Origin of the sequence: Bacillus sp. FSL K6-1006 (genome assembly GCF_038593175.1) — a bacterium.
Lineage (GTDB): Bacteria > Bacillota > Bacilli > Bacillales > Bacillaceae > Bacillus > Bacillus safensis.
Genome location: NZ_CP151970.1, coordinates 723,028 through 745,346 on the forward strand (window position 1 = coordinate 723,028; position 22,319 = coordinate 745,346).

Below are 22,319 nucleotides of genomic sequence, written 5' to 3' on the forward strand. Positions count from 1 at the left end.
AAACTAGTTTTCTGCTACTGGCTGATTTAAAATAAAGGAAGAATCTATGTAAGGGCTGATAAAATGAGTTTATTGAATGTTGAAGGATTATATAAAACCTATGGCGAGAAAACGCTGTTTGATCATATTTCGTTTCATATAGAACCGAAGGAACGCATCGGATTGATTGGACCAAATGGTACAGGGAAGTCAACACTTCTAAAGGTCATCGCGGGACTTGAATCGTTTGAGGAAGGTGACATCACGAAAGCAGGGACACTTGATATCGAATTTCTTGAGCAAGATCCTGAAATGACCGGAAATGAAACGATTCTTGACTACATTTTTTCTGGAACGGCACCAATGATTCAAACGATGAAGGCGTATGAACAGGCACTCGCTGATTTAGAGCATGACCCGCAAAATGAGGCAAAACAAGAGGCGCTGATGCGCATGCAAAATCGAATGGATCAGGAAGATGCTTGGGATGCGAACCTTTCAGCTAAAACGATTTTGACAAAGCTTGGCGTGAAAGATGTGAGCCGCTCTGTACATGCATTGTCAGGCGGACAGAAAAAACGTGTCGCCATTGCTAAAAATTTAATTCAGCCTGCAGGTTTGCTGATTTTAGATGAGCCAACCAACCACCTTGATAATGCCACCATTGAATGGCTTGAAGGATACTTAAGCCAATATAGCGGTGCTGTCATTCTCGTGACGCACGATCGTTATTTCTTAAACCGGGTGGTCAATCGGATTTATGAGTTAAATCAAGGGCAGCTTTATACGTATAAAGGAAATTATGAAGTCTTTTTAGAAAAAAGAGCGGAGCGGGAAGCAGAGGCTCAGGTGAAAGAAACGAAGCGTCAAAACTTGCTTAGACGAGAGCTTGCATGGCTGAGACGAGGAGCAAAAGCAAGAACGACAAAGCAGAAAGCACGTATCGGCAGAGTCGAAGAGCTGAAAGATCAAAAAGGACCTGATGCGAAGGGAGAGCTTGATTTTGCCATCGGCTCGCACCGCTTGGGGAAACAAGTGATAGAGGCAGAAGACTTATCAATTTCATTTGCTGGCCAGACCCTTGTGGAGCGGTTTACAGATTTAGTCGTGCCGGGTGATCGTATCGGATTCATCGGACCGAATGGAGTCGGCAAAACCACTCTGCTGAACTGTCTAGCGGGTAAGATTGAATCGACCTCAGGACAATTGACCATTGGACAAACCGTTCGTATTGGCTATTACACGCAGGATCACAAGGAAATGAATGCTGAGCTGACCATCATTGAGTATATCAAGGAAACAGCTGAAATCGTCAAGACGTCTGATGGCGTTATTGTCACAGCAGAGCAGATGCTGGAGAGGTTCCTTTTTCCAAGATCGATGCAGCGGACGTATATTCGTAAGCTGTCAGGGGGAGAACGCCGCAGATTGTATTTATTGAAGGTCTTAATGGAAGAGCCGAATGTTCTCTTTTTAGATGAGCCGACGAACGACCTTGATACAGAGACCCTCAGTATTTTAGAGGATTATTTAGAGCAGTTCCCTGGCGTCGTCATCACCGTGTCCCATGATCGTTATTTCTTAGACCGAGTGGTTCACCGTCTGCTTGTCTTTGAAGGAAATGGGCGCATTTCACACTTCCAAGGTGCTTACAGCGATTATATGGAACAGGAAAAAGAGCAGAAGCGGACAGAGACAAAGCCTGCTGAGAAACAAGTAGAAGCCGCACCTAAAAAGAGAAAAAAACTTTCTTATAAAGATCAGCTTGAATGGGACGGGATTGAAGACCGGATACAGGCATTAGAGGAAAAACATCAGCAACTCGAAACCAGCATTGTAGAAGCAGGAAGTGATTTTGGAAAAATTCAAGAGCTGATGGACGAACAAAAAGCCGTTGTGGAAGAACTAGAACAAGCAATGGACCGCTGGACAGAATTGTCGCTTATGATTGAGGAATTGAATGAATAAAGATGTGGAAATAAAAAACCTGTAGAATCGCTCTACAGGTTTTTTTGATAGGAGCATTTGGCATACGCATCATGCTGGTGAATGGATTCCTCATTACGGCACTCGATTTGAAAGCTTTTAATCCATGGCTGCTCATATAATTCGATGGCAATTAATCTTGTGATATCTTCTACAAAGCGCGGATTTTCATAAGCCTCTTCCGTCACTTTCTTTTCATCAGGTCTTTTGAGCACGGGATAAAGCGGTGCGCTCGCATTGGACTCGATGATATGTAAAAGAGCGGCCTTGATATCGTCAGGATGCGATGCTTGTTCAAATAACCCTACTTGAATGGAAACAGATCCGCGCTGATTATGTGCACCATATTCACTGATTTCTTTGGAACAAGGACATAATGTCGTGACCTGTGCATCGCAGCCAACGTGACAGGTCCATCCGTCCTTTTCATGAAAATGGACGTCATATTGGACAGTCGCATGCATCAAGCCTGACTGACCGGTGACTGGGCTCTGTTTTTCCATGTACCATGGAAAGGCAACTTGAATGGAAGCAGAGGGCTGATCCATTTTCCGGGCGAGCGCTGCCGTCCATTCTTTTAGGGCATTCACATTAAGCGGCTTGCTGCTCTCATAAAACGAGTGCAGCTGTTCAGTGAGACGGCTCATATGAATGCCTTTTTGATGAGCTGGCAGGGATGTACTCAGTGTAAACTCAGCTGTAGTTGTCTGGCGTTGTGGTGCTGTTTTAGATACGATATGCACCGGATAGGACATGCGGCAGATCCCGACTTGTTCAAGATGAAAATAAAAGTTTTGCTCTGTTTTTTGAATGTCCGTCATGTCCTCTTTTTGCCAAGGCTTTGTGCCAAGACTTGGCGGTACAGATCCGAATAGCTGATGCCGTTCTTCTTTAGATGGAAATGAGCGCATATAGTACCTCCTTTAAATCGTAATTATTCCTATTTATTTTGCGATAAAACACGAAGGAAATCAAGGGTTAAAACTTTGACGTTTACGTTAAGGTTATAAAGGTGTATAATAAAACATGAATTGATGAGCAGGAGGCACTGGTGATGGAATGGATGAAAATTGATCAAGTGGCGAAAAGAAGCGGACTGACAAAACGGACGATTCGTTTCTATGAAGAGATTGGTTTATTATCAGCACCAAAGCGGACAGAGGGCGGAGTCAGACTTTACTCAGAGGACGACATGGAAGAGCTAGAGAAAGTGATGCAGGCAAAAGAGGTACTCGGCTTTTCTTTACAGGAGCTTCAATCGTTTATGGAAATCGGAAAGCAGCTAGAACTGAATAAAGAAGGCTACTTGCTGTCGCTTGATCCGAAGGAACGATTAGAGAAGCTGTTAGATATTGAGGCGCAGCTGACTGTGCAGCATCAATTGATTTCAAAAAAGCTTGAAACCATTCAATCCTTTAAAAAGGATCTTGAAGCGATGAAAGAAAGAGCGGCTCATGCAATTGAGCAATTACAAAAATAAACACCTCTGCGTGTTTATTTTATTTTGTCAACATTTGAAGGAAAGGTTCTGATGGAATGAAGGAAGAAGAAGTGTTGAAACAGCGTACAAGTCTGCTTAGGCAGCCAAAAGCCGTTTGGGCTGTTGCCTTTGCATGTGTGATTTCGTTTATGGGAATAGGACTCGTTGACCCGATCCTGCCAGCCATTGCATCACAATTACATGCATCTCCAAGCCAGGTCTCTCTTTTATTTACTAGCTACTTACTTGTGACCGGCTTTGTGATGTTTTTTACCGGTTTTATTTCTAGCCGGATTGGTGCGAAATGGACGTTATTAGTAGGACTCATTTTTATTATTGTTTTTTCTGCTTTAGGAGGTACTTCTTCAACGATTAATGAGTTAATTGGCTTTAGAGGCGGATGGGGCATTGGGAATGCTTTATTTATTTCAACTGCACTCTCTGTCATTGTCGGTGTGTCTGTTGGGGGAAGTGCGAAGGCCATTATTTTATACGAGGCAGCACTAGGTCTTGGGATATCGGTTGGACCGCTGCTTGGCGGTGAGCTTGGAACAATTTCTTGGCGCGGGCCTTTCTTTGGCGTTGCCGTGTTAATGCTTATTGCTCTTTTAGCGATTACCTTTATGCTTCCACCTATACAAAAGCCTCAAAAAAAGGTGAAATTATTCGAAGCTGTCGGAGCATTAAAATATAAAGGACTTTTAACGATGGCATCTGCCGCTTTCTTATACAATTTTGGTTTCTTTGTGCTTTTAGCGTATTCTCCATTTGTGCTCCATCTTGATGAGCATGGACTTGGTTATGTCTTTTTTGGTTGGGGACTATTTTTGGCTGTGACCTCCGTCTTCTCCGCGCCGGTCATTCATCGCAAACTTGGGACATTGACCTCTCTTGTGGTTCTGTTTGCTTCGTTTGCTGTGATTTTATTCGGCATTGGAATATGGACGTCTCATGTTGTGGTCGTGATCTGCGGAATTGTCATTGCTGGGGGAATTCTCGGTATGATCAATACGGTGCTCACGACAGCTGTGATGGGGTCAGCACCGGTTGAACGTTCAATTGCTTCATCCTCTTACAGCGCTGTACGGTTTATTGGAGGCGCGATCGCTCCTTGGATTGCCGGAGTTCTCGCTGAATCCTATACAGCAAGTACACCTTACTATGTCGGGGCTGGTGTTGTTCTTCTAGGCATGATTATTCTGCTCCTTGGACGTAAGCATTTGGTGAATATCCAAGCAGGTCATTAATTAGAAAAAAGTTCAGCGTGTAGACAAACCCTCGCATTCGGTGTCAGTTCCTGTGCGCCGATGCTCACGAATGTCAAATTCGCTCCGCAAAGGTAGCCGTCCTTCCTAGACTGCAAAGGTTTTCTATCACGCTGAAAGAAGACAAAGGGCTAAAATAAAGATCATTTTAGCCCTTTGTCACAATCATCTAAGCCTTATATCTTTTGAAGATATAAGGCTTTTTTGTCGTTATAATACTTTTGTCGTCCAAGATTCGCAATTCCATGTTTCAGTTGCCACATCTTGATAAAATTCAGGCTCGTGAGAAATCAATAAGACGCTGCCTTTATATTCTTTTAAGGCGCGTTTTAGTTCTTCTTTTGCATCGACATCTAAATGGTTTGTCGGCTCATCGAGAACAAGTAAGTTGGTTTCTTCGTTGATCAGCTTACAAAGACGGACCTTTGCTTTTTCTCCTCCGCTTAATACAGACACACGGCTTTCAATATGTTTTGTCGTTAATCCGCATTTTGCAAGAGCGGCTCTGACTTCATATTGCGTGTAAGAAGGGAAGGTGCTCCATACTTCTTCAATACAAGTATTGCTGTTTTGCTCTTTTACTTCTTGCTCAAAGTAGCCAATATGCAAGAATTCTCCACGTTCCACCTCACCAGAAATAGGTGTGATTTCCCCAAGAAGACTTCGGAGCAGCGTCGTTTTTCCGATACCGTTAGCACCGTACAGCGCAATTTTTTGCCCGCGTTCCATTTTCAAATTCAATGGGCGGGAGAGCGGTTCATCATAACCAATGACCAAATCTTTCGTTTCAAAAATCAGTTTCCCAGACGTACGTGCCGGTTTAAAGTGGAATTCTGGTTTTGGCTTTTCTGCTGCCAGTTCAATCATATCCATCTTATCCAATTTCTTTTGACGGGACATCGCCATATTTCTTGTGCTGACACGTGCTTTGTTTCTTGCGACAAAATCCTTTAGTTCAGCCACTTCCTGCTGCTGTCTTTTATAGGCTGCTTCGAGCTGCTGCTTTTTGACTTCGTACACTTGTTTAAATTGGTCGTAATCACCAACATAGCGCGTGAGCTCTTGATTTTCAACATGATAAATCAAGTTAATAACACTGTTTAAAAACGGAATATCATGTGAAATGAGGATAAACGCATTTTCATATTCCTGTAAATAACGCTTCAGCCATTCAATATGCTGCTCATCCAAATAGTTGGTCGGCTCATCGAGAAGGAGAATTTCTGGCTTCTCTAACAGCAATTTTGCTAGCAGGACCTTCGTACGCTGACCGCCGCTGAGCTCCGTCACATCACGGTCCAGTCCAAGATCCGTTAACCCAAGACCTCTTGCAATCTCCTCGACCTTAGAATCAATGATATAGAAATCATTGTTTGTCAGTGCGTCCTGAATGACGCCAACTTCCTCTAACAGCTTTTCCAGCTCATCAGGATCGGCTTCACCCATTTTGCCATAAATGTCATTCATTGCGGCTTCCATGGAGAATAAATAATGGAATGCATCCTGAAGGACTTCACGGATCGTTCTGCCCTTTTCTAGCACGGTATGCTGATCAAGGTAGCCGACACGGACATTTTTCGCCCATTCGACTTTTCCTGCATCTGGCTCCAGCTTGCCAGTAATAATATTCATAAACGTTGACTTTCCTTCACCGTTGGCGCCGATTAAGCCGACATGCTCGCCTTTTAATAAACGGAAGGACACTTCGTGGAAAATGGCTCTGTCGCCAAAGCCATGACTTAAATCTTTAACAGATAATATCATTTTTTACACCTCAAATAGATTCAAAACGGCTAGTGCCTCTCATGATTATATCGAACTGTCCGGCTCGATAAAAGCATCAAAAGAAAAATTGCGTTTCAAAGCTGATTTTGAGATACTAAAGGATAGATTGAATGAGGATAAAGGAGATCGACATGACGGAAAATTGGGCATTTTTGAAAGAAGCAAAGCCATTTATTCAGGAAAATTTTCAAGCGGCTGGCTTCGAAAAACCAACAGCTATACAAGAAAAAACAGCAGAGTGGATTACGGAGAAGCGTGATGTGATCGCAGAATCGCCAACTGGGACGGGGAAGACACTTGCGTATGTACTGCCGCTTTTAAATAAAATTGATGTCAATATCAAGCATCCGCAAGTCTTAATCTTGGCACCTTCAAGAGAGCTTGTGATGCAAATCTTTGATGTCGTGCAAGAGTTCAAACAAGGATCAGACATCAAAGCGGTTTCCTTGATTGGTGGAGCGAACATCAAGAAGCAGCAAGAAAAACTAAAGAAACATCCGAACATCGTTGTGGCGACACCGGGCCGAGTACAAGAATTAATCAAAATCAAGAAACTGAAAATGCATGAAGTCAAAACGATTGTATTAGACGAAGCAGATCAGCTTCTTGTGCCAGAGCATATGAAAACGATCCAAGGGATCATTAAGTCCACATTAAAAGAAAGACAAATCCTTTGTTTTTCTGCAACGTTGAAAGAAGAAACCGTTCAGCTGATCAAAGAAATGACATCTGAACCAGAAGTATTGAAAATTGCTAGAAGCGAGGAAGAAGCGCAGAAAGTGGGTCACTATTATCTGTTATGTGATCAGCGTGACAAAGTGAAACTGCTGCAAAAGCTATCACGGCTTGAGGACATGCAGGCGCTCGTTTTTGTGCGTGACATTACGAACTTAAGCATTTATGCAGAGAAATTAGCGTACCATCATGTCGACCTTGGTGTCCTTCATAGTGAAGCAAAAAAAGCTGAACGTGCTGTGATCTTGAAATCATTTGAACAGCGTGAATTCCCGCTCCTCCTTGCAACAGATATTGCAGCAAGAGGAATCGATATTGATGATCTGCCATATGTGATTCATGCAGATATGCCAAATGAAGAGGGCTACATCCACCGTTCAGGCAGAACCGGACGAGCAGGAAAAGAAGGCGCAGTCATCAGCCTTGTCACACCTCAAGAGCAATCAATGCTGAAAAAAATGGCGAAAAAGCTGAATCTTTCGCTTGAAGAAATTGTGTATAAGCAAGGTAGAATTTTTTCTATATAAAAAAATACAGGAAAAAACGATTACTTAAGATCCAATGATCTCGGGATCGTTTTTTTTTTTTTTTTTGGTTAAAAATAATTTTTTTGGAATATATATTGATATGTAGAAAAAAATGTATTAATCTATAAATGTATAAAATATAGGAGGTAGGAAAATTGAAAAAACATTTTAAAAAAATAACTGCACTTGTGGTAATTGGATTTGTTACTATTTTTAGTTTTGCTCATCTAGGAGAAGCAAGTAGCCAAAGGTTTGTTATAGGAGGAAAAAACGATATAGTAAGAGCAGAAGTAAAAGGACCAGTAAAATATAAGCTTAAAAATAAAGCTACAAAGATTTATTCAAATGCTAGAATATATAATAAAATCACAGGGAATTACAGTAATAGCGTACACCGTTATAGTGTGGCTGTTCAGAAAAAGAATTTTATTGGTTTCGGTAAGAAATACATTGCTGAAAACTTTAAAACCCCTAATAAAAGTACAAAATCAATTGGCAAGGTTCAAGAAGGAAATTATAGAGTTATTGTAACGAAACATACTCAAACAAAAGATGGAGTTGGCCTAAATGGGTCTGGAGAAATTAGACAGTAATTTCTAAAGAAGTGAGTATATTAGGCATAACAATAGAAGCATGGGTTCGCCTCAATTTATTGATTGAGGAGATCTCTCGCTTCTTTTCATTTGTATGTATAATTTATTAGCTTAATAACAAGAAGCTCAATTTATAAACTAGTTATATATTCATACTTTAAATGTAAGAGATTACATTTAAAGTATGAATGTGATAAGGTATGAATGATTGTTTTTATACTATAACTAATATAGTATTTCATTGACATGATGTTATTTATTCGAGGTGCATAGAATGATATTCAAGCTAGCTTTTAAAGCAATTTTATCGAGAAAATGGTTTTCAGCGTCGGTAATCATTTTAATGACATTATCTATGTTTATAATAACCTTCGGTGAGGCAGAAGCAAATAAATTAATTGAAAAGTTGGAAAGGAATACAACTAATAAGTATGGAGCCTTTCATGCAGTGGTCAATGGTATTAATCAAAATGAAGAAGATTATATAAAATCTCAAAAGAGTATTAAGCATTACGGTATTATAAAAAACATGGGCTATACAAATTCTTTTAACAATACTAAATTGCCTGCAACTTTCGGTACCATGGATTTTCAGGCTAAAGAAATGGGCCATATAATAATTGAAAAGGGAAGATATCCAGAAAGGAATAACGAAGTAACTATTGAATCATATCTACAAGAGGCGTTTAATGGAAATGCAATTGGAGAAAAAGTTAAAATAAAAATAAACAACTCAGAAAAATACTATAAAATAGTAGGCGTTATAAAAAATTACTCCTCAAATTGGACAACTCCAAATAACTATAAAATAGGAAAAACAAGCTATCCTAATGTTATATTTAACAATAATTTAATGAATAAAACGCAGCTTAACACTAGTGCACTGATAGAGCTAAATGAATATCATGACTTTGATGAAGCAGTTAAGGTTATAAATGATCTTTTTGATAAGTCAGAAAATGTGTATCTGAATACTAAATTTTTTGAGGAAGAATTTATTTTTAAACAATCCATCCCTACTTTGCGACTTTCCTTTATTATAATTTCATTATTTATAATTTTAATTAGTTTAATTTATACGAAGAGTGTTCATTTTAGGAAGCAAGAGAATGAAATTGAAGAAATATTTAAATCATATGGCTTTAACAAAAAAAAGATTATATTTTATTTATTAAGCCAAGCTATTCTATTAACAGGTTTTGGTGCTATTATATTCTTTTTGACAAATATTTTTATTAATGGTTTTTTTCAAGTCGATTTTTTAGGTATCTTATCTTGGTTAATAATATTATTCTGTGTTGATATTATTTATATTATGAAACAATCTACTTCTTTCTTCAATAGGATATATGGTGGTAAAGAAAGTGTCAATATTCCAAAGAAGTTTGTAGAAAATAATACATTTTCCTGGAAAGGAAATTTAATAATTATTGTTATTGTGTCGATTTTTATACCGGTATATTATATTTCGAACCTAATAGTAGAAGAAAACACTCCTAAAAAACTTAAAAATGAGCCGGACTTTAGTCTTTTTGCAAAACAAACAGTAGCATATGATTTAGTTAACAATTACGTTATTGAAGATCAAAAAGCAAACACGTTTAAATTTAGAGATGTTGAAAAGTTAGAGAAGGATGATACCATAAATTATATAGAAAAGGTTCCTTATACAATTGGAACTTCTCTATCTGTAAATGAGAGAAATCTATCTCGATATTTAAAAAGTTGGGTTAGTAATATGAGTGAAAAAGATGATACATATCAAACACCTATTGACCTCGAAAATAAAATAAAAAAATTACCGATAAAAAAGAAGCTGACGCAAATACCTAATGTGAACTACTATGTTTTAAATAAAAAAGAGTGGACTAGTTTAACAAGTAAATATAAGTTGAAAAATAAGTATCAAAGTGACTCCATTCTTATGTTCTTCCCTTCAATTAATGGAATGAAAGAGGACAAAATTAAATATGGAGATAGTATAAAGTTAGAGAGAATAGATTTAGATGAAAAAAACGAAATTAAATATAAAGATTGGGATTTGAAAGTTGGAAAAGTTATTAATAAAAGTTATACTTTAAACTTTAATGGTATACATATAGAGAACAGTGGTTTGTCTATTGCTATACCGGAAAGGCTAGTGAAAAAGGAAAAGATATTCGAAGGTTATTTAGAATTATACATTTATCTAAAAGAAAAAGTAAGTGCCAAAGCATATGAAAAGACACAATTATCTATTAAGAAAATGTATGATAATAATCAGGAGAGTAACCACGAAAATAAACATGAACAAATTGAAAAACAACTTTCACTACTAAGTTTTATTAATAAACTGAGTAACATTCTAATTTTCAGTATTATTATTAATCTAGTTATCGTGTTAATGACTAAATTGAATTTCAAATTAAGAGAAAAACAACAATTCAATTCTGTGAATAAACCATCATCGTTGAAACCACCTAATTGGACATTATGGGGTGTATTTAAAGAATTATTTATATGTTTCATGTATTCTTTTTTTATAGGTTTGCTCTTTATATATCTGATTGAAGTGAATTATAGTTCAGATTTGCTGCTTTCTACAAAAATATCCTTTTTGTTGAAAAGTTATGCCATTGTCAGCGCAATTCTAGTTGGTTTAGCTTTTCTTTTATTTATTCAAGATAAGAAATCCAAAAAAAATACCGGTTGTTAATAAATGTATATGGAATAAAAAAAGACCCCGCCAAATGGCAGGGTCCTTTTTGTTATGAAATTTTGACAAGCTGTTTTCCGACATTTTCTCCTTTGAATAGTCCAAGGAATGCGTCAGGAATGTTGTCAAAGCCTTCTATGATTGTTTCTTTATATGTGAGTTTGTCTTCTTTTACCCATTGTGCGAGATCCTTCGCTGCCTCTTCAAAACGGTCTGAATAGTTGGCAACGATGAAGCCTTGCATCAATGCGCTTGTTTTGATGAGTTTTGTTTGCACACGCGGTCCGATGTCCTCGCTTGCGCTAATATTATAAGAAGAAATGGCGCCGCACACTGGAATGCGTGCAAAACGGTTTAAATGATTCATCACCGCATCTGAAATCTCGCCGCCTACATTGTCAAAATACACATCAACGCCGTTAGGGCAGGCTTTTGCAATGGCATCATCTAAATCATTTGTTGTTTTATAATTAATCGTTTCATCAAAGCCCAATTCTTTTAAATAAGCGAGTTTATCGTCAGATCCGGCAATTCCCACGACGTGTGCGCCTTTGATCTTAGCGATTTGTCCCACAACAGAACCAACGGCACCTGCTGCTCCAGAAATGACAACCGTCTCGCCTTCTTTTGGCTGGCCAATCGCAAGCAGGCCGAAGTAAGCGGTTTGCCCTGGCATGCCCAAAATCCCTAAATAATAGGACAATGGCGCAATGGACGGATCAATTTTAGTCAGAGATTCAGCTTTGGCAGTGGAGTATTCTTGCCATCCAAGGAATCCAAGGACAAAATCACCTTTTTCAAATTGAGGCGATTTCGACTCAATGACTTCTCCGACAACACCGCCCTGAATCACTTCATTTAGCTTGAACGGAGGTGTATAGGATTTTGTATCCTGCATTCGCCCTCTCATATAAGGATCTACAGAAACATATTTCGTTTGAATCAAGACCTCCCCATCTTGCGGCACAGGTATATCGACTGTTTCAAAATGAAAAACATCTTTTGTAGGTAATCCTTTAGGACGTTTAGCTAATTGAATTTGCTTTTGTTGACTCATGTCAAATCCTCCCTTTCACTTACAGCCTAGATTTACATTAACATGATGCTTCTTTTCGTTCAAAACATACGGTCTTTTCAAAACACATACAAAAAAGCAGCCGCCATCTTGTCGAAGGGGACTACTTTTTCTGAAAAGATACAGAGAGGAGCGGCGGGAGACAGCCAAACAGCTGATACACATCCGCATCACGTTCTTTTAACAAATATTCGTTTGCATTTTGCATGGAGGCTTTCATCATATCGCGCGTCACAAAAGGAAAAAGGATATTCAAGTATGAGGACAACATGTCTTGTGGATCTTGTTCAATTGACTCAATATCTCCAATGTTAATAATGATGGAAAAGAGATAATCAATTGAGATGCGAAAGTGCTGTTCGGCAAACAATGTAAGCGGCTTTGTATTTGCTTCTTCAGGATTCCACTTTTGAAAAAGCTGTTTCACCAAATCACTGACAACCCAAGCATTAAACTGCTGCTCCGCTGAAAAGTAATACATCAGCTCTCCCTCATTTCTAGCCTCCAGTATAAGAATTGTACAACAAATCAACAGGATTGAACATAATAATTCAGAAAATTTAGTCATTTTTACAGGATTTTTGTCAAAAATAAGTCGATAGACATGGTACGTCTTTCAAGAAAATTGGATGTGCTCGTGGAAGGTTTAATGTCAAAAGTGACGGGTAAAAGATTCGTAAGACGTTAAAGGAGGAATATAAAATGAAACCTGTTGTAAGAGAGTATTCAAATGATGAAACACTTCAAAAAGATGTAGAGCAATTAAAGGCACTCGGTGTTGCAAGAGAGGACATTTATGTTCTGTCCCATGACGATGATCGAACAGAGCGTATTGCAAATAATGCAGATGCCAATACGATTGGCTCAAGAGAAGTTGGACTCAAACATGCGGTTGGGAACATCTTTAGTAAAAAGGGTGATGAGCTCCGCAATAAAATTCATGAAATTGGTTTCTCAAAAGAAGAAGCTGAGACATTTGAAGAACATTTAGACGAAGGGAAAGTCCTTCTCTTTGTCACAGATCATGAAAAAGTGAAAAACTGGGCGTAAACGCCAACCGAAAAAGCCTCTTACTTTTGTAAGGGGCTTTTTTTCATGCTTCCATGTCTGAAAGAGAGACATATATCTTTTTTACGATAATAAGTAAATACAGAAGTATGGAATAAATAGTAAACTCTCTAATTGAAAATGCCGTTATACCAATGAAAATCATGGAGAATCAAAAAAAATAGTCGAAATATCACAAAAAACCATTCGGGAAATAATCATTGTATCTTTCTATTTTGATTTAAAATTAAATAAAAACTTGTGTAATTTAGTAGATAAATTTCTTAGTTCTATTGGTTTAAGTTGTATTTTTGTGTAGAAATAAGTGTTTTAAGGTCAAAAAACCACGAAAAATACCTGTATTTTCAATTAGAAATTCATTTTAATGTTTAGGAAATAATTTGTTGACAAAATAAACTAAAAACAATATATTTGGCTTAATCCAGTAATTATGGAATTAGTTGTTAAATTTCTGGCGGGTTTATTCCAAGCATAATCTAGAAAGGAGGTGGCAAGAACAAAGGCGTAAGCGCCTCTTAGATACAAAAATGTCTACTAGAACAGAACAAATCGTCGTTTACTTGAAGAAAAAATGATCGCCATTCTAAACAGTAGATTCATCTTTCTACTAAAAGCATAGTGTAAGAGATTGAAAAAGACGTTAAGTCCTTATAAAAAAGAGAAAGCGGTTTCAATAAGAAATGTGAGTTGATCGAACGGTAAAGGAGGTGAACTCATATGAAAAAAAGAGAGAACAAGCTGAGGCGGTGCGGCCTTCGAACGGCTGCATATGAGGATGAATGCTGAAAAAGAAGAGTAAACATGTGGGGTGCTTCTCTTCTTTTTCAGAAAAACAGATTTTCCTAAAAAATCCATCTTTCATTTTAACATAAGGTTTTTGGCTTGAAAACCACCTTTGCCCGAAAAGAAGATTGTGAATTGAAGGAGGTTTCATGATGAAAAAGGCTTTGTACCATGAAGACAGTGGATTGTATTTAGAAAAGATGCGCATGGCATTCCAAGAGCATTATGAGCAAAGAACAGATATGTGGTCTACTGATCCATCCTTAACAGACGCAGCAGTGATGTCATTAAAGGCATGGCGTTCAAGGGAAAAGAATGCACTTGCTTCTGTGCTGGATATCGGGTGCGGCAACGGCCGTGCACTAGAACATTTAAGCGGGCTTTCCGGATATGTCGGTATCGACCTGTATGAGCATGAGGAGTGGGAAGGGTTACAGAAAAGAGAAACAGTTCCTGTCCATTTTGTTCATCAAGATTTTATGTCATGGTCCATGGATCAGGGACGCGGGATGCAGTTTGATTTAATTTTAGATCATGGCTGCTTTCATCATCAACATCCTGATGATCATGAACGTTATTTAAAACAGGTCTCTTCTTTACTTCATGAAGGCGGTGTCTTTTCACTTGTTGTCTGGGGAGAACAGTGGAAAACAGGATTAATCGGAGAAGATGGCCGTTTCCATTTTTCATTTTCAGATTCTCAGCTTTGCGAAAAAATTTGTACATCAGGTCTTGAGCTTGTATCCATATCACCGTTACAAGCGAAGGCCGGAATCAGCCAGCATCATGTCATTGCCGTCAAAATCTAGTACAAAGGTGAGTGATTCAAAGCTAGCAGAGGTGTTCATGGGAAGAAAGAGCGTCTATCAATCAAGGGCGTTTGCTGCTCTGACAGAAAATAAAGCATATGAACCAAGATTTCTGCTCCTTTGTACTGGAAAAGGACAAGGTCTAAAGCGATGAGAGACACTGCACATCCATTTCTTTCTGCGGGAGCACACAAGCTGAGGGAGTGCGTACACATATTCATCACTCCATCACTGCGCTATGGGAGTCGATTTGGGTGCAGTGATGAATAGGGGGGAGACAAATGAACAAGTTTGTAGATGAATTACAATCAATGATTCATCATTTTACCTTTCAAGAAAAACACTATTTGCTCGTGGGGCCTGTGAATCTGCCAATTTCCATTCAACATGAAGAAGTGCCATTTAAGTGGTATGCCTTTGCGCCTGTTGAACGGGATACAAAACCAACGATCGAATCTATTGTCCAAATGAGTACCGCGCAGCAAACCTTTTCCTCTTGTCTCTTATTTGGCGACTTTGAAAATGAACGGCCGCCGCTTGTGCGAATCCATAGTGTCTGCCAAACAGGGGATGTGTTTGGGTCACTGAAATGTGATTGTGGTCCACAGCTTGCATTATCGCTGAAGAAAATCACCGATTACGGAAAAGGCATGCTTGTGTATATGGCCAATCAAGAAGGTCGGTCTATTGGGCTCATGGCAAAAGCGTTGACGTATAAATTACAGGAGATGCAGCTGGATACTTTTGAAGCCAACCGCCTGATCGGCTGCGGGGATGATGATCGGCATTACGAGGAAGCAGCAGCCGTTTTGCACTATTTAAACAAAGGGAAACCATTGCATTTACTAACAAACAATCCAGATAAAGTCGATTCTATTGCAGCTTACGGTCTTCCTGTTTTGCGGTTTGATCATACGGTCGAAGCCTCTCTCTACAATGAAGCCTATTTAAAGGCAAAAGCAGCCTCAGGGCATATGGTCGATGAGAAGAAATTAATTAATCAATAGACGAGTTTATTGAAAGAAGGCGGGAGAAAAGCGTGAAACCTGATATCAATTGGATTCAAATCCCAAGCGGCTATGCAACGATTGGAAGTAATGAAGAAGATATGAAAAAGGCAGCAGAATTCTGGAAGGACAAGCTGCTCAATCCAACCTACGGCCGTGAGAAAAAATTTCAAAAGTGGCTGTACAAAGAATTTCCATCCTATCAGCCGTATATCAACGAATTTTTTATCTCAGATACGGTCGTCAGCAATGAATTGTATCAAAGCTATTGTGATGAAACAGGCCAGACATACCCAGAGAGTTTAACGAACGAAGAGCTTGGCGGGGGAAAAGATCATCCAGCTTGGGGCATGGACATTGAGGAAGCCTTCTCGTTCTGTCAGTGGCTGAGCGGGAAACTTGGGATTGATGTTTCGATTCCTACTGAAGAAGAATGGGAGTATGCTGCCCGGGGAAACACGAGAAATCAATACCCGTGGGGAGATGAGTTTGATCCTTCTTACTGCAATACGCACGAATCAAATATTGAAAAAACGACCCCTGTCCGTCATTACGAAAAGGGCCGATCCTTATTTGGTCTTTATGATATGGGGGGCAACGTCGAGGAATGGGTCAATACCAAATATCACGTATATGAAGGCGGCATCGAGGTCGTCGATGATTTAACGGAAACACTCGGAAATGATTACTACATTTTAAAGGGCGGCTCCTTCGCAAGAGGCGGAGATTTATGCAGAGTCGCAAGAAGACACGGGAAGCACCCAGATCCCGTTTTTCGATTTACTGGTTTTCGTTTAGTGACTCGTCAAAAACAACATATAAAGGTGGGAGTGTAAAACCATGCATAGAGGACCAATTACATCTGTTTTATCAACTCAGCACGACCAAATTGTTTACACTGGCGGCTATGACCGCTGTATTTATCAGTGGAACCGGGCGACGGGAGAAGGGACGTTTATTGGCAGTCACGAGCATATCATTAATTCTATATCTCTTTCTGAAAACGGAAAGTATTTAGCGAGTGCATCGTCAGACTATACGATTCAATTGTATGATACAGGCACAAATACCCGAATCCGCACGTTGTTTGGTCATGCAGATGATGTAGAAGCCGTCGCTTTTGCGAAGCAGGATACTTTGCTTGTATCCGTGTCCAGAGATAGAAGATGCTTAGTCTGGGATATCGAAACGGGCGCTATTTTAAGAGAATTCCATGGCCATAGCAAAGATGTATTAGCTGTATGGATACATGGTGATAAAGCTTATACAACAGGTGATGATGGATATGTCCTTGTATGGCTGTATGAAACCGGAGAAATTGTAGGGGAAATCGGCCCGTTTGATTATGAGCTCGATACGATCAGCGGCAGCAATCAAAAAGAAGTATTCGCACTTGGCAGAGATGATGGCACCGTTATTATTTACGATGCAGCTACTTTACAGGAGAAGAAAATCATCAAAGCCCATTTACAGGGCGTCAAGCGCGTGAATTTTTCTCCAAGCGGCAATTACTTGCTGACAGCAGGCTACGACCATTTAATTAAGCTGTGGAATTATGAAACAGGTGATTTAGTCGATACACTGCTGCCTCATAAATATCAGTGGGAGCGCTCACTTGTCTGGACAGAGGATGAGAAGTCAATACTAGGAGCCAGCTTTGGAAAAACATATTGTGAATGGTCGATCGAAAAGGGCAAAGTCATATCAGATGAGATCGAAATGGCGACACCATCTATCAATGATATTGCGCTGACTGATGCGGGTGATATCATTACCGCATCCGATGATGGAAAATTCAGAAAAAATGGGATTGAAATTGCCAAATCGACGGGCGTTTTAACAAATGGAGTAGCTGTTGCACGGGATGGAAGCTATTATGCGTGGGGAGACCATGCAAGTCAGGTGCATATTGTTCATGAGTCATTACAGCAAATGGTTTCGTTTGATCTTAACACAGGTCCGGTCAACAGCGTGTATTTCCACGAGGAGGATCGTCAATTTTATATTGGAACTTACGGCGGTTATGTACATGTCATTTCGACAGAACACTTAAAGGAAATCGGCCGTTCCAAAGCACACGATTGTGCAGTTAAAGCATTAAAGGTAGAAGGAGATCTTATCATCACAGCAGCAGTTGAAGGAACCATTTGTCTTTTAGATAAAAAGAGTTTGTCCTTAAAAGCGGAGTACATTGGTGCGACAGAGCTGTTAAATGATGTCTTTATTGATAGTAAACGAGACCGTATCGCCATTGTCAGCCGCGACAAGAATGTGAGATTGTTTGATTTGCATACAGGAAGAATTTTAGGCCAGCATAACGAACACCAGTATTCGATTAAATCGGTCACAGTCACAGACTCAGGCTATATTGTAAGCGGTGATTATTGGGGCTATATCGTTGTGTGGAATCCAGAGCTGGATGTCAACACCGGCCCAATTAGAATTGCCCAAAATGGGATTAGTGCCATCAGACAATTAGGCAATGATGTATATGCAAGCTCATATGACGGCGGGATTTATCACGTTCGAGAAGATGGAACGCATACCGAAGTACTACGCTTATTTGAACAATTTCCGAAAGAAGTAATCTCTCATTAAGAAAAAGAATGTAAGCGGGGGATTCTCATGATAAGTGTTTGCAAGGAACATATGAAAAAAGGTCTGTCTGTACTCAATTGTCCGCATGTGCTCCTCATTAATAAATATGAATGTCGCAAATGCTGTTTTTGTAAACAACGAGCATCTTATAAACTTTTTTATTCCTTGCCTTACTATGATCGATCTGAAAAGAAACGGATGGAAAAAATATAGCACATGAGAATAGAACTCCTTCATTTCCTGAAGGAGTTCTTTCCCTTGAAAGAGAGGAAAGGAGATTTACATGAAAGACGATGTTTTTTATATGAAGCTAGCGATTGCCAACGCAAAGGCCATGAAAGGACAAACCTCGCCAAATCCGCTTGTCGGAGCAGTGGTAGTCAATAAAGGTGAGATCGTTGGAATTGGTGCTCACATGAAGGCGGGCGAACCGCATGCTGAAATTCTTGCGCTGCAAATGGCAGGAGAAAAGGCGAAGGGAGCTCATCTATATGTGACGCTCGAACCTTGTTCGCATCATGGAAAAACAGGTCCTTGCTCAGAAGCCATTATAAAGAGCGGGGTGAAACGTGTGGTCATTGCCACTGGGGACCCAAATCCACTTGTAGCAGGTAAAGGGGTCACGATGTTGAAACAAGCAGGGATAGAAGTAGAAGAAGGGGTATGTAAGCGGGAAGCGGACAGCTTAAATCTTCCTTTTTTTCATTCGATACAATCAGACCTTCCGTATGTCATATTAAAAACAGCCATTTCATTAGACGGGAAAATTGCAACAGCTCATCAAGAAAGCAAATGGATTACAGGGACAGAAGCGAGGAATGAAGTGCAGCAATTACGTCAAGAAGCAGATGCTGTGATAACAGGCGTCGAAACCATTATTCAAGATGATGCAGGTCTTATTGTGAAAGATTCAATCGTGACACAGCCTATTCGTGTCATTTTAGATTCCACCTTAAGGATTCCGCTTCATGCGAAATGTTTAAATGATCATATGGCAGAAACCATCATTTGTACCTCAAACAAGTACGATCAAAAAAAATACCATCAACTGGTGCAAAAAGGACATCAAGTATTTGTCACAAGCGGAGAAAATCGGACAGATCTTCATGCGGTGTTACGTATGCTGAAAAGGCGCTCTGTGATGTCGGTGCTTGTAGAGGCGGGAGGCAGTGTGAGCGCATCCTTTTTAGAAGCGTCCCTTGTGAACGAAGTCATTATTTATATGGCACCATTATTAATTGGAGGGAAAGATGCACCTACTTTCTTTGAAGGAGAAGGTACGAAAACATTAAAAGAAGCCATCCGGCCGGTAGATATGGATTATAGTATGGTAGGAAAAGATTTAAAAATGACGATGAGACTTTAATGAAAGAAAGACCTTGTGCAAGAAAGTGCAAGGTCTTTTGATTATTTTAAAAAATAAAAGTGTACATACACCATTCCCAGTCATGATGAATACGATGGATGGGGGTGATTCCATGAAAAAATGTAGGCAATGTGGTAAGACATATCCAACTCATTCGACAGACCACTACCAAAAAGGAAGCTGGTATGATGCGTACAAGGACGATGGCTGGGAATGTGATAGTTGTAAGAAAGGGATATCAGAAAAGCCAAGGAAACCAGTGAAAAATCCTTGCTGCGGAAAAGATCCTTGTGTTTGTGTGATTCAAGGTCCGCCAGGCGGGAGAGGAAGAAGAGGCCCAGCCGGTCCGGCGGGTGCAGCGGGTCCGGCAGGCCCAGCAGGTCCAGCAGGTCCAGCAGGTCCAATCGGTCCAACGGGCGTAGGTTTAACAGGCATCTTGGCATTTGATCCAGCAGTAGCACCAACCTTCCCAGTAGGTCAAGTGGTGACATACGATGGCAGTACGTACGTGGTCAATTCAGCACCGCCATTAGGTACGCCGGATACGTCGGCGGATTATACATTATTAGCTGCAGCGGGGGAAACAGGTACAGGGCCAACAGGTGTCACAGGAGATCCAGGTCCAACTGGAGCCACAGGCGCCACCGGCGTGGGTTTAACGGGAGTCGTACCGTATGATGCTGCAGCAGCGCCAGGATACCCATTTGGGCAAGTGGTGACATATGAAGGTGGAACATATCTTGTGAACACAGCATCACCAACAGGTACACCAGATACATCACCAGATTATACGTTATTAGCAGCCGCAGGCGCGACTGGCGTTACAGGCGCTACCGGTACGGGTGCAACTGGAGCAACGGGGGAAATTGGTCCAACCGGAGTTACTGGCGTCACGGGAGCAACGGGGGAAATTGGTCCAACCGGAGTTACTGGCGTCACGGGAGCAACGGGGGAAATTGGCCCAACTGGAGCCACCGGTGTCACAGGTGCAACTGGGGTAACTGGTGATACGGGCGCAACAGGTGCAACAGGTGCAACAGGGATCACAGGAGCGACGGGAATCGGCTTAGCCGGCGTCACGGCGTTTGATCCAGCGGCAGCCCCAACGTATCCAGTAGGTCAAGTGGTCACGTATGAAGGTGGAACCTATATCGTGAACACAGCACCGCCAACAGGAACACCAGATACGTCACCAGATTATACGTTATTAGCAGCCGCAGGCGCGACTGGCGTTACAGGTGCAACCGGTACAGGAGCGACGGGAGTAACAGGCGTTACAGGAGCAACGGGGGAAATTGGTCCAACCGGAGTTACTGGCGTCACGGGAGCAACGGGGGAAATTGGTCCAACCGGAGCCACCGGCGTCACGGGAGCAACAGGAGAAATTGGCCCAACCGGAGTCACTGGCGTCACGGGAGCAACGGGGGAAATTGGTCCAACCGGAGTTACTGGCGTTACAGGAGCAACGGGGGAAATTGGTCCAACCGGAGCCACCGGTGTCACAGGTGCAACTGGGGTAACTGGTGATACGGGCGCAACAGGTGCAACCGGGATCACAGGAGCGACGGGAGTAGGCTTAGCCGGTGTCACGGCGTTTGATCCAGCGGCAGCCCCAACGTATCCAGTAGGTCAAGTGGTCACGTATGAAGGTGGAACCTATATCGTGAACACAGCACCGCCAACAGGCACACCAGATACGTCACCAGATTATACGTTATTAGCTGCCGCAGGCGCGACTGGCGTTACAGGTGCAACCGGTACAGGAGCGACGGGAGTTACAGGAGTGACTGGAGCGACCGGTGCAACTGGAATAACCGGAGCTACGGGAGAAACAGGGGTTACCGGAGCAACCGGTGCAACTGGAATAACCGGAGCCACGGGAGAAACAGGGGTTACCGGAGCTACGGGAGCTACGGGAGCAACAGGAGTGACCGGTGTAACGGGTATTACAGGTTTAACTGGAGCAACGGGTGTAACCGGTGCAACAGGCGCCACCGGAGTCACAGGTACAGGAGCAACCGGCGCTACAGGCCCAACAGGAGTGACAGGATCGAGTGCGATCATTCCGTTTGCATCAGGTACACCTGCTGTCCTGACAACAATTGCAGGCGGTCTTGTTGGAACATCCAGCTTGATCGGATTTGGTAACTCAGCGACAGGTGTCAGTATTTTAGGCGGAGTAATTGATTTAACAGGCGCTGCAGGCACTTTACTCAACATGGCGTTCTCAGTTCCGAGAGCTGGGACGATCACGTCATTTGCAGGCTATTTCAGCACAACAGCAGCTCTTTCTTTAGTCGGCACGAGTATTACCGTAACGGCTAGTCTATTCGCTTCACCGACACCAAATAACAGTTTCACTCAAGTAGCGAGTGTCACATTAGCACCAGCTTTAACCGGTGTTTTAACGCTGGGTGCGATTGCAAACGGTATTGCGACTGGTCTAAATGTACCAGTCACACCGGAAACACGATTGCTTGTTGTATTCTCCGCATCAGCTACAGGTCTATCCTTAGTGAATACTGTAGCAGGCTATGCGAGTGCTGGTTTATCGATCACGTAATAGGC

General features: G+C 41.2%; 17 protein-coding genes. 13 read left to right on the forward strand and 4 right to left on the reverse strand.

Translation table 11 applies throughout. The features are described from left to right. Nucleotides 1-63 precede the first annotated feature (63 nt). Nucleotides 64-1,947: an ABC-F family ATP-binding cassette domain-containing protein gene (locus tag NSS65_RS03615; protein WP_326135397.1), complete on the forward strand. Its 1,884-nt coding sequence runs from the start codon at nucleotides 64-66 to the stop codon at nucleotides 1,945-1,947. 32 nt (nucleotides 1,948-1,979) lie between these two features. Here NSS65_RS03615 and folE2 read toward each other — a convergent pair whose 3' ends face one another. Further along, nucleotides 1,980-2,876 carry a GTP cyclohydrolase FolE2 gene (gene folE2, locus NSS65_RS03620; protein WP_041116146.1) on the reverse strand — a complete coding sequence of 299 codons (897 nt, stop codon included), beginning with the start codon at nucleotides 2,874-2,876 and terminating at the stop codon, nucleotides 1,980-1,982. Between the two features lie 143 nt (nucleotides 2,877-3,019). On the opposite strand from folE2, the gene NSS65_RS03625 reads away from it, so the two are divergent. Together NSS65_RS03625 and NSS65_RS03630 are read left to right on the forward strand one after the other, a co-directional pair. Next, complete coding sequence (locus NSS65_RS03625) at nucleotides 3,020-3,445, forward strand: MerR family transcriptional regulator (protein ID WP_024424586.1); 426 nt, start codon at nucleotides 3,020-3,022, stop codon at nucleotides 3,443-3,445. Nucleotides 3,446-3,501: 56 nt separating this feature from the next. After that, nucleotides 3,502-4,692: an MFS transporter gene (locus NSS65_RS03630; RefSeq protein WP_070326791.1), complete on the forward strand. Its 1,191-nt coding sequence runs from the start codon at nucleotides 3,502-3,504 to the stop codon at nucleotides 4,690-4,692. A gap of 228 nt (nucleotides 4,693-4,920) precedes the next feature. Here NSS65_RS03630 and NSS65_RS03635 read toward each other — a convergent pair whose 3' ends face one another. Further along, nucleotides 4,921-6,474 (reverse strand): ABC-F family ATP-binding cassette domain-containing protein, encoded by a 1,554-nt coding sequence (locus tag NSS65_RS03635; RefSeq protein ID WP_024426645.1) that lies wholly within the window; start codon nucleotides 6,472-6,474, stop codon nucleotides 4,921-4,923. Nucleotides 6,475-6,626: 152 nt separating this feature from the next. On the opposite strand from NSS65_RS03635, the gene NSS65_RS03640 reads away from it, so the two are divergent. The 3 genes from NSS65_RS03640 (at nucleotide 6,627) to NSS65_RS03650 (ending at nucleotide 11,045) form a co-directional block, all read left to right on the forward strand. Next, a complete protein-coding gene (locus NSS65_RS03640) occupies nucleotides 6,627-7,757 on the forward strand; it encodes a DEAD/DEAH box helicase (protein ID WP_044335035.1) in 1,131 nt (376 codons plus the stop codon). A gap of 155 nt (nucleotides 7,758-7,912) precedes the next feature. Beyond that, complete coding sequence (locus NSS65_RS03645; RefSeq protein ID WP_039177079.1) at nucleotides 7,913-8,350, forward strand: hypothetical protein; 438 nt, start codon at nucleotides 7,913-7,915, stop codon at nucleotides 8,348-8,350. 274 nt (nucleotides 8,351-8,624) lie between these two features. Then, nucleotides 8,625-11,045 (forward strand): ABC transporter permease, encoded by a 2,421-nt coding sequence (locus NSS65_RS03650; RefSeq protein WP_065215112.1) that lies wholly within the window; start codon nucleotides 8,625-8,627, stop codon nucleotides 11,043-11,045. Nucleotides 11,046-11,097: 52 nt separating this feature from the next. On the opposite strand, the gene NSS65_RS03655 is transcribed toward NSS65_RS03650, so the two are convergent. Further along, nucleotides 11,098-12,102, reverse strand: coding sequence for an NADP-dependent oxidoreductase (locus tag NSS65_RS03655; protein ID WP_098676667.1), 1,005 nt, complete (start codon nucleotides 12,100-12,102; stop codon nucleotides 11,098-11,100). A gap of 121 nt (nucleotides 12,103-12,223) precedes the next feature. Next, nucleotides 12,224-12,601, reverse strand: a complete 378-nt coding sequence (locus NSS65_RS03660) for a YfmB family protein (RefSeq protein WP_041108602.1) — start codon at nucleotides 12,599-12,601, stop codon at nucleotides 12,224-12,226. A 221-nt stretch (nucleotides 12,602-12,822) separates the two neighbouring features. Between NSS65_RS03660 and NSS65_RS03665 the strand changes: the two genes are divergently transcribed. The 7 genes from NSS65_RS03665 (at nucleotide 12,823) to NSS65_RS03695 (ending at nucleotide 22,314) form a co-directional block, all read left to right on the forward strand. Beyond that, the gene (locus NSS65_RS03665) at nucleotides 12,823-13,170 is read left to right on the forward strand and encodes a general stress protein (RefSeq protein WP_034282732.1); all 348 of its coding nucleotides are present in this window, start codon (nucleotides 12,823-12,825) and stop codon (nucleotides 13,168-13,170) included. A gap of 953 nt (nucleotides 13,171-14,123) precedes the next feature. Beyond that, nucleotides 14,124-14,780 (forward strand): methyltransferase domain-containing protein, encoded by a 657-nt coding sequence (locus NSS65_RS03670; protein ID WP_070326789.1) that lies wholly within the window; start codon nucleotides 14,124-14,126, stop codon nucleotides 14,778-14,780. Nucleotides 14,781-15,061: 281 nt separating this feature from the next. Then, nucleotides 15,062-15,787, forward strand: coding sequence for a GTP cyclohydrolase II (locus NSS65_RS03675; protein ID WP_034282729.1), 726 nt, complete (start codon nucleotides 15,062-15,064; stop codon nucleotides 15,785-15,787). 32 nt (nucleotides 15,788-15,819) lie between these two features. After that, entirely contained in the window at nucleotides 15,820-16,623 is an 804-nt protein-coding gene (locus NSS65_RS03680) for an SUMF1/EgtB/PvdO family nonheme iron enzyme (RefSeq protein ID WP_034282727.1), read from the forward strand. 4 nt (nucleotides 16,624-16,627) lie between these two features. Beyond that, nucleotides 16,628-18,385, forward strand: coding sequence for a WD40 repeat domain-containing protein (locus NSS65_RS03685; protein WP_327825658.1), 1,758 nt, complete (start codon nucleotides 16,628-16,630; stop codon nucleotides 18,383-18,385). 283 nt (nucleotides 18,386-18,668) lie between these two features. Next, nucleotides 18,669-19,751, forward strand: coding sequence for a bifunctional diaminohydroxyphosphoribosylaminopyrimidine deaminase/5-amino-6-(5-phosphoribosylamino)uracil reductase RibD (gene ribD / locus NSS65_RS03690; protein WP_034282725.1), 1,083 nt, complete (start codon nucleotides 18,669-18,671; stop codon nucleotides 19,749-19,751). A gap of 112 nt (nucleotides 19,752-19,863) precedes the next feature. Further along, nucleotides 19,864-22,314, forward strand: a complete 2,451-nt coding sequence (locus NSS65_RS03695) for an exosporium glycoprotein BclB-related protein (RefSeq protein ID WP_342467358.1) — start codon at nucleotides 19,864-19,866, stop codon at nucleotides 22,312-22,314. The last annotated feature ends 5 nt before the right edge of the window (nucleotides 22,315-22,319 follow it).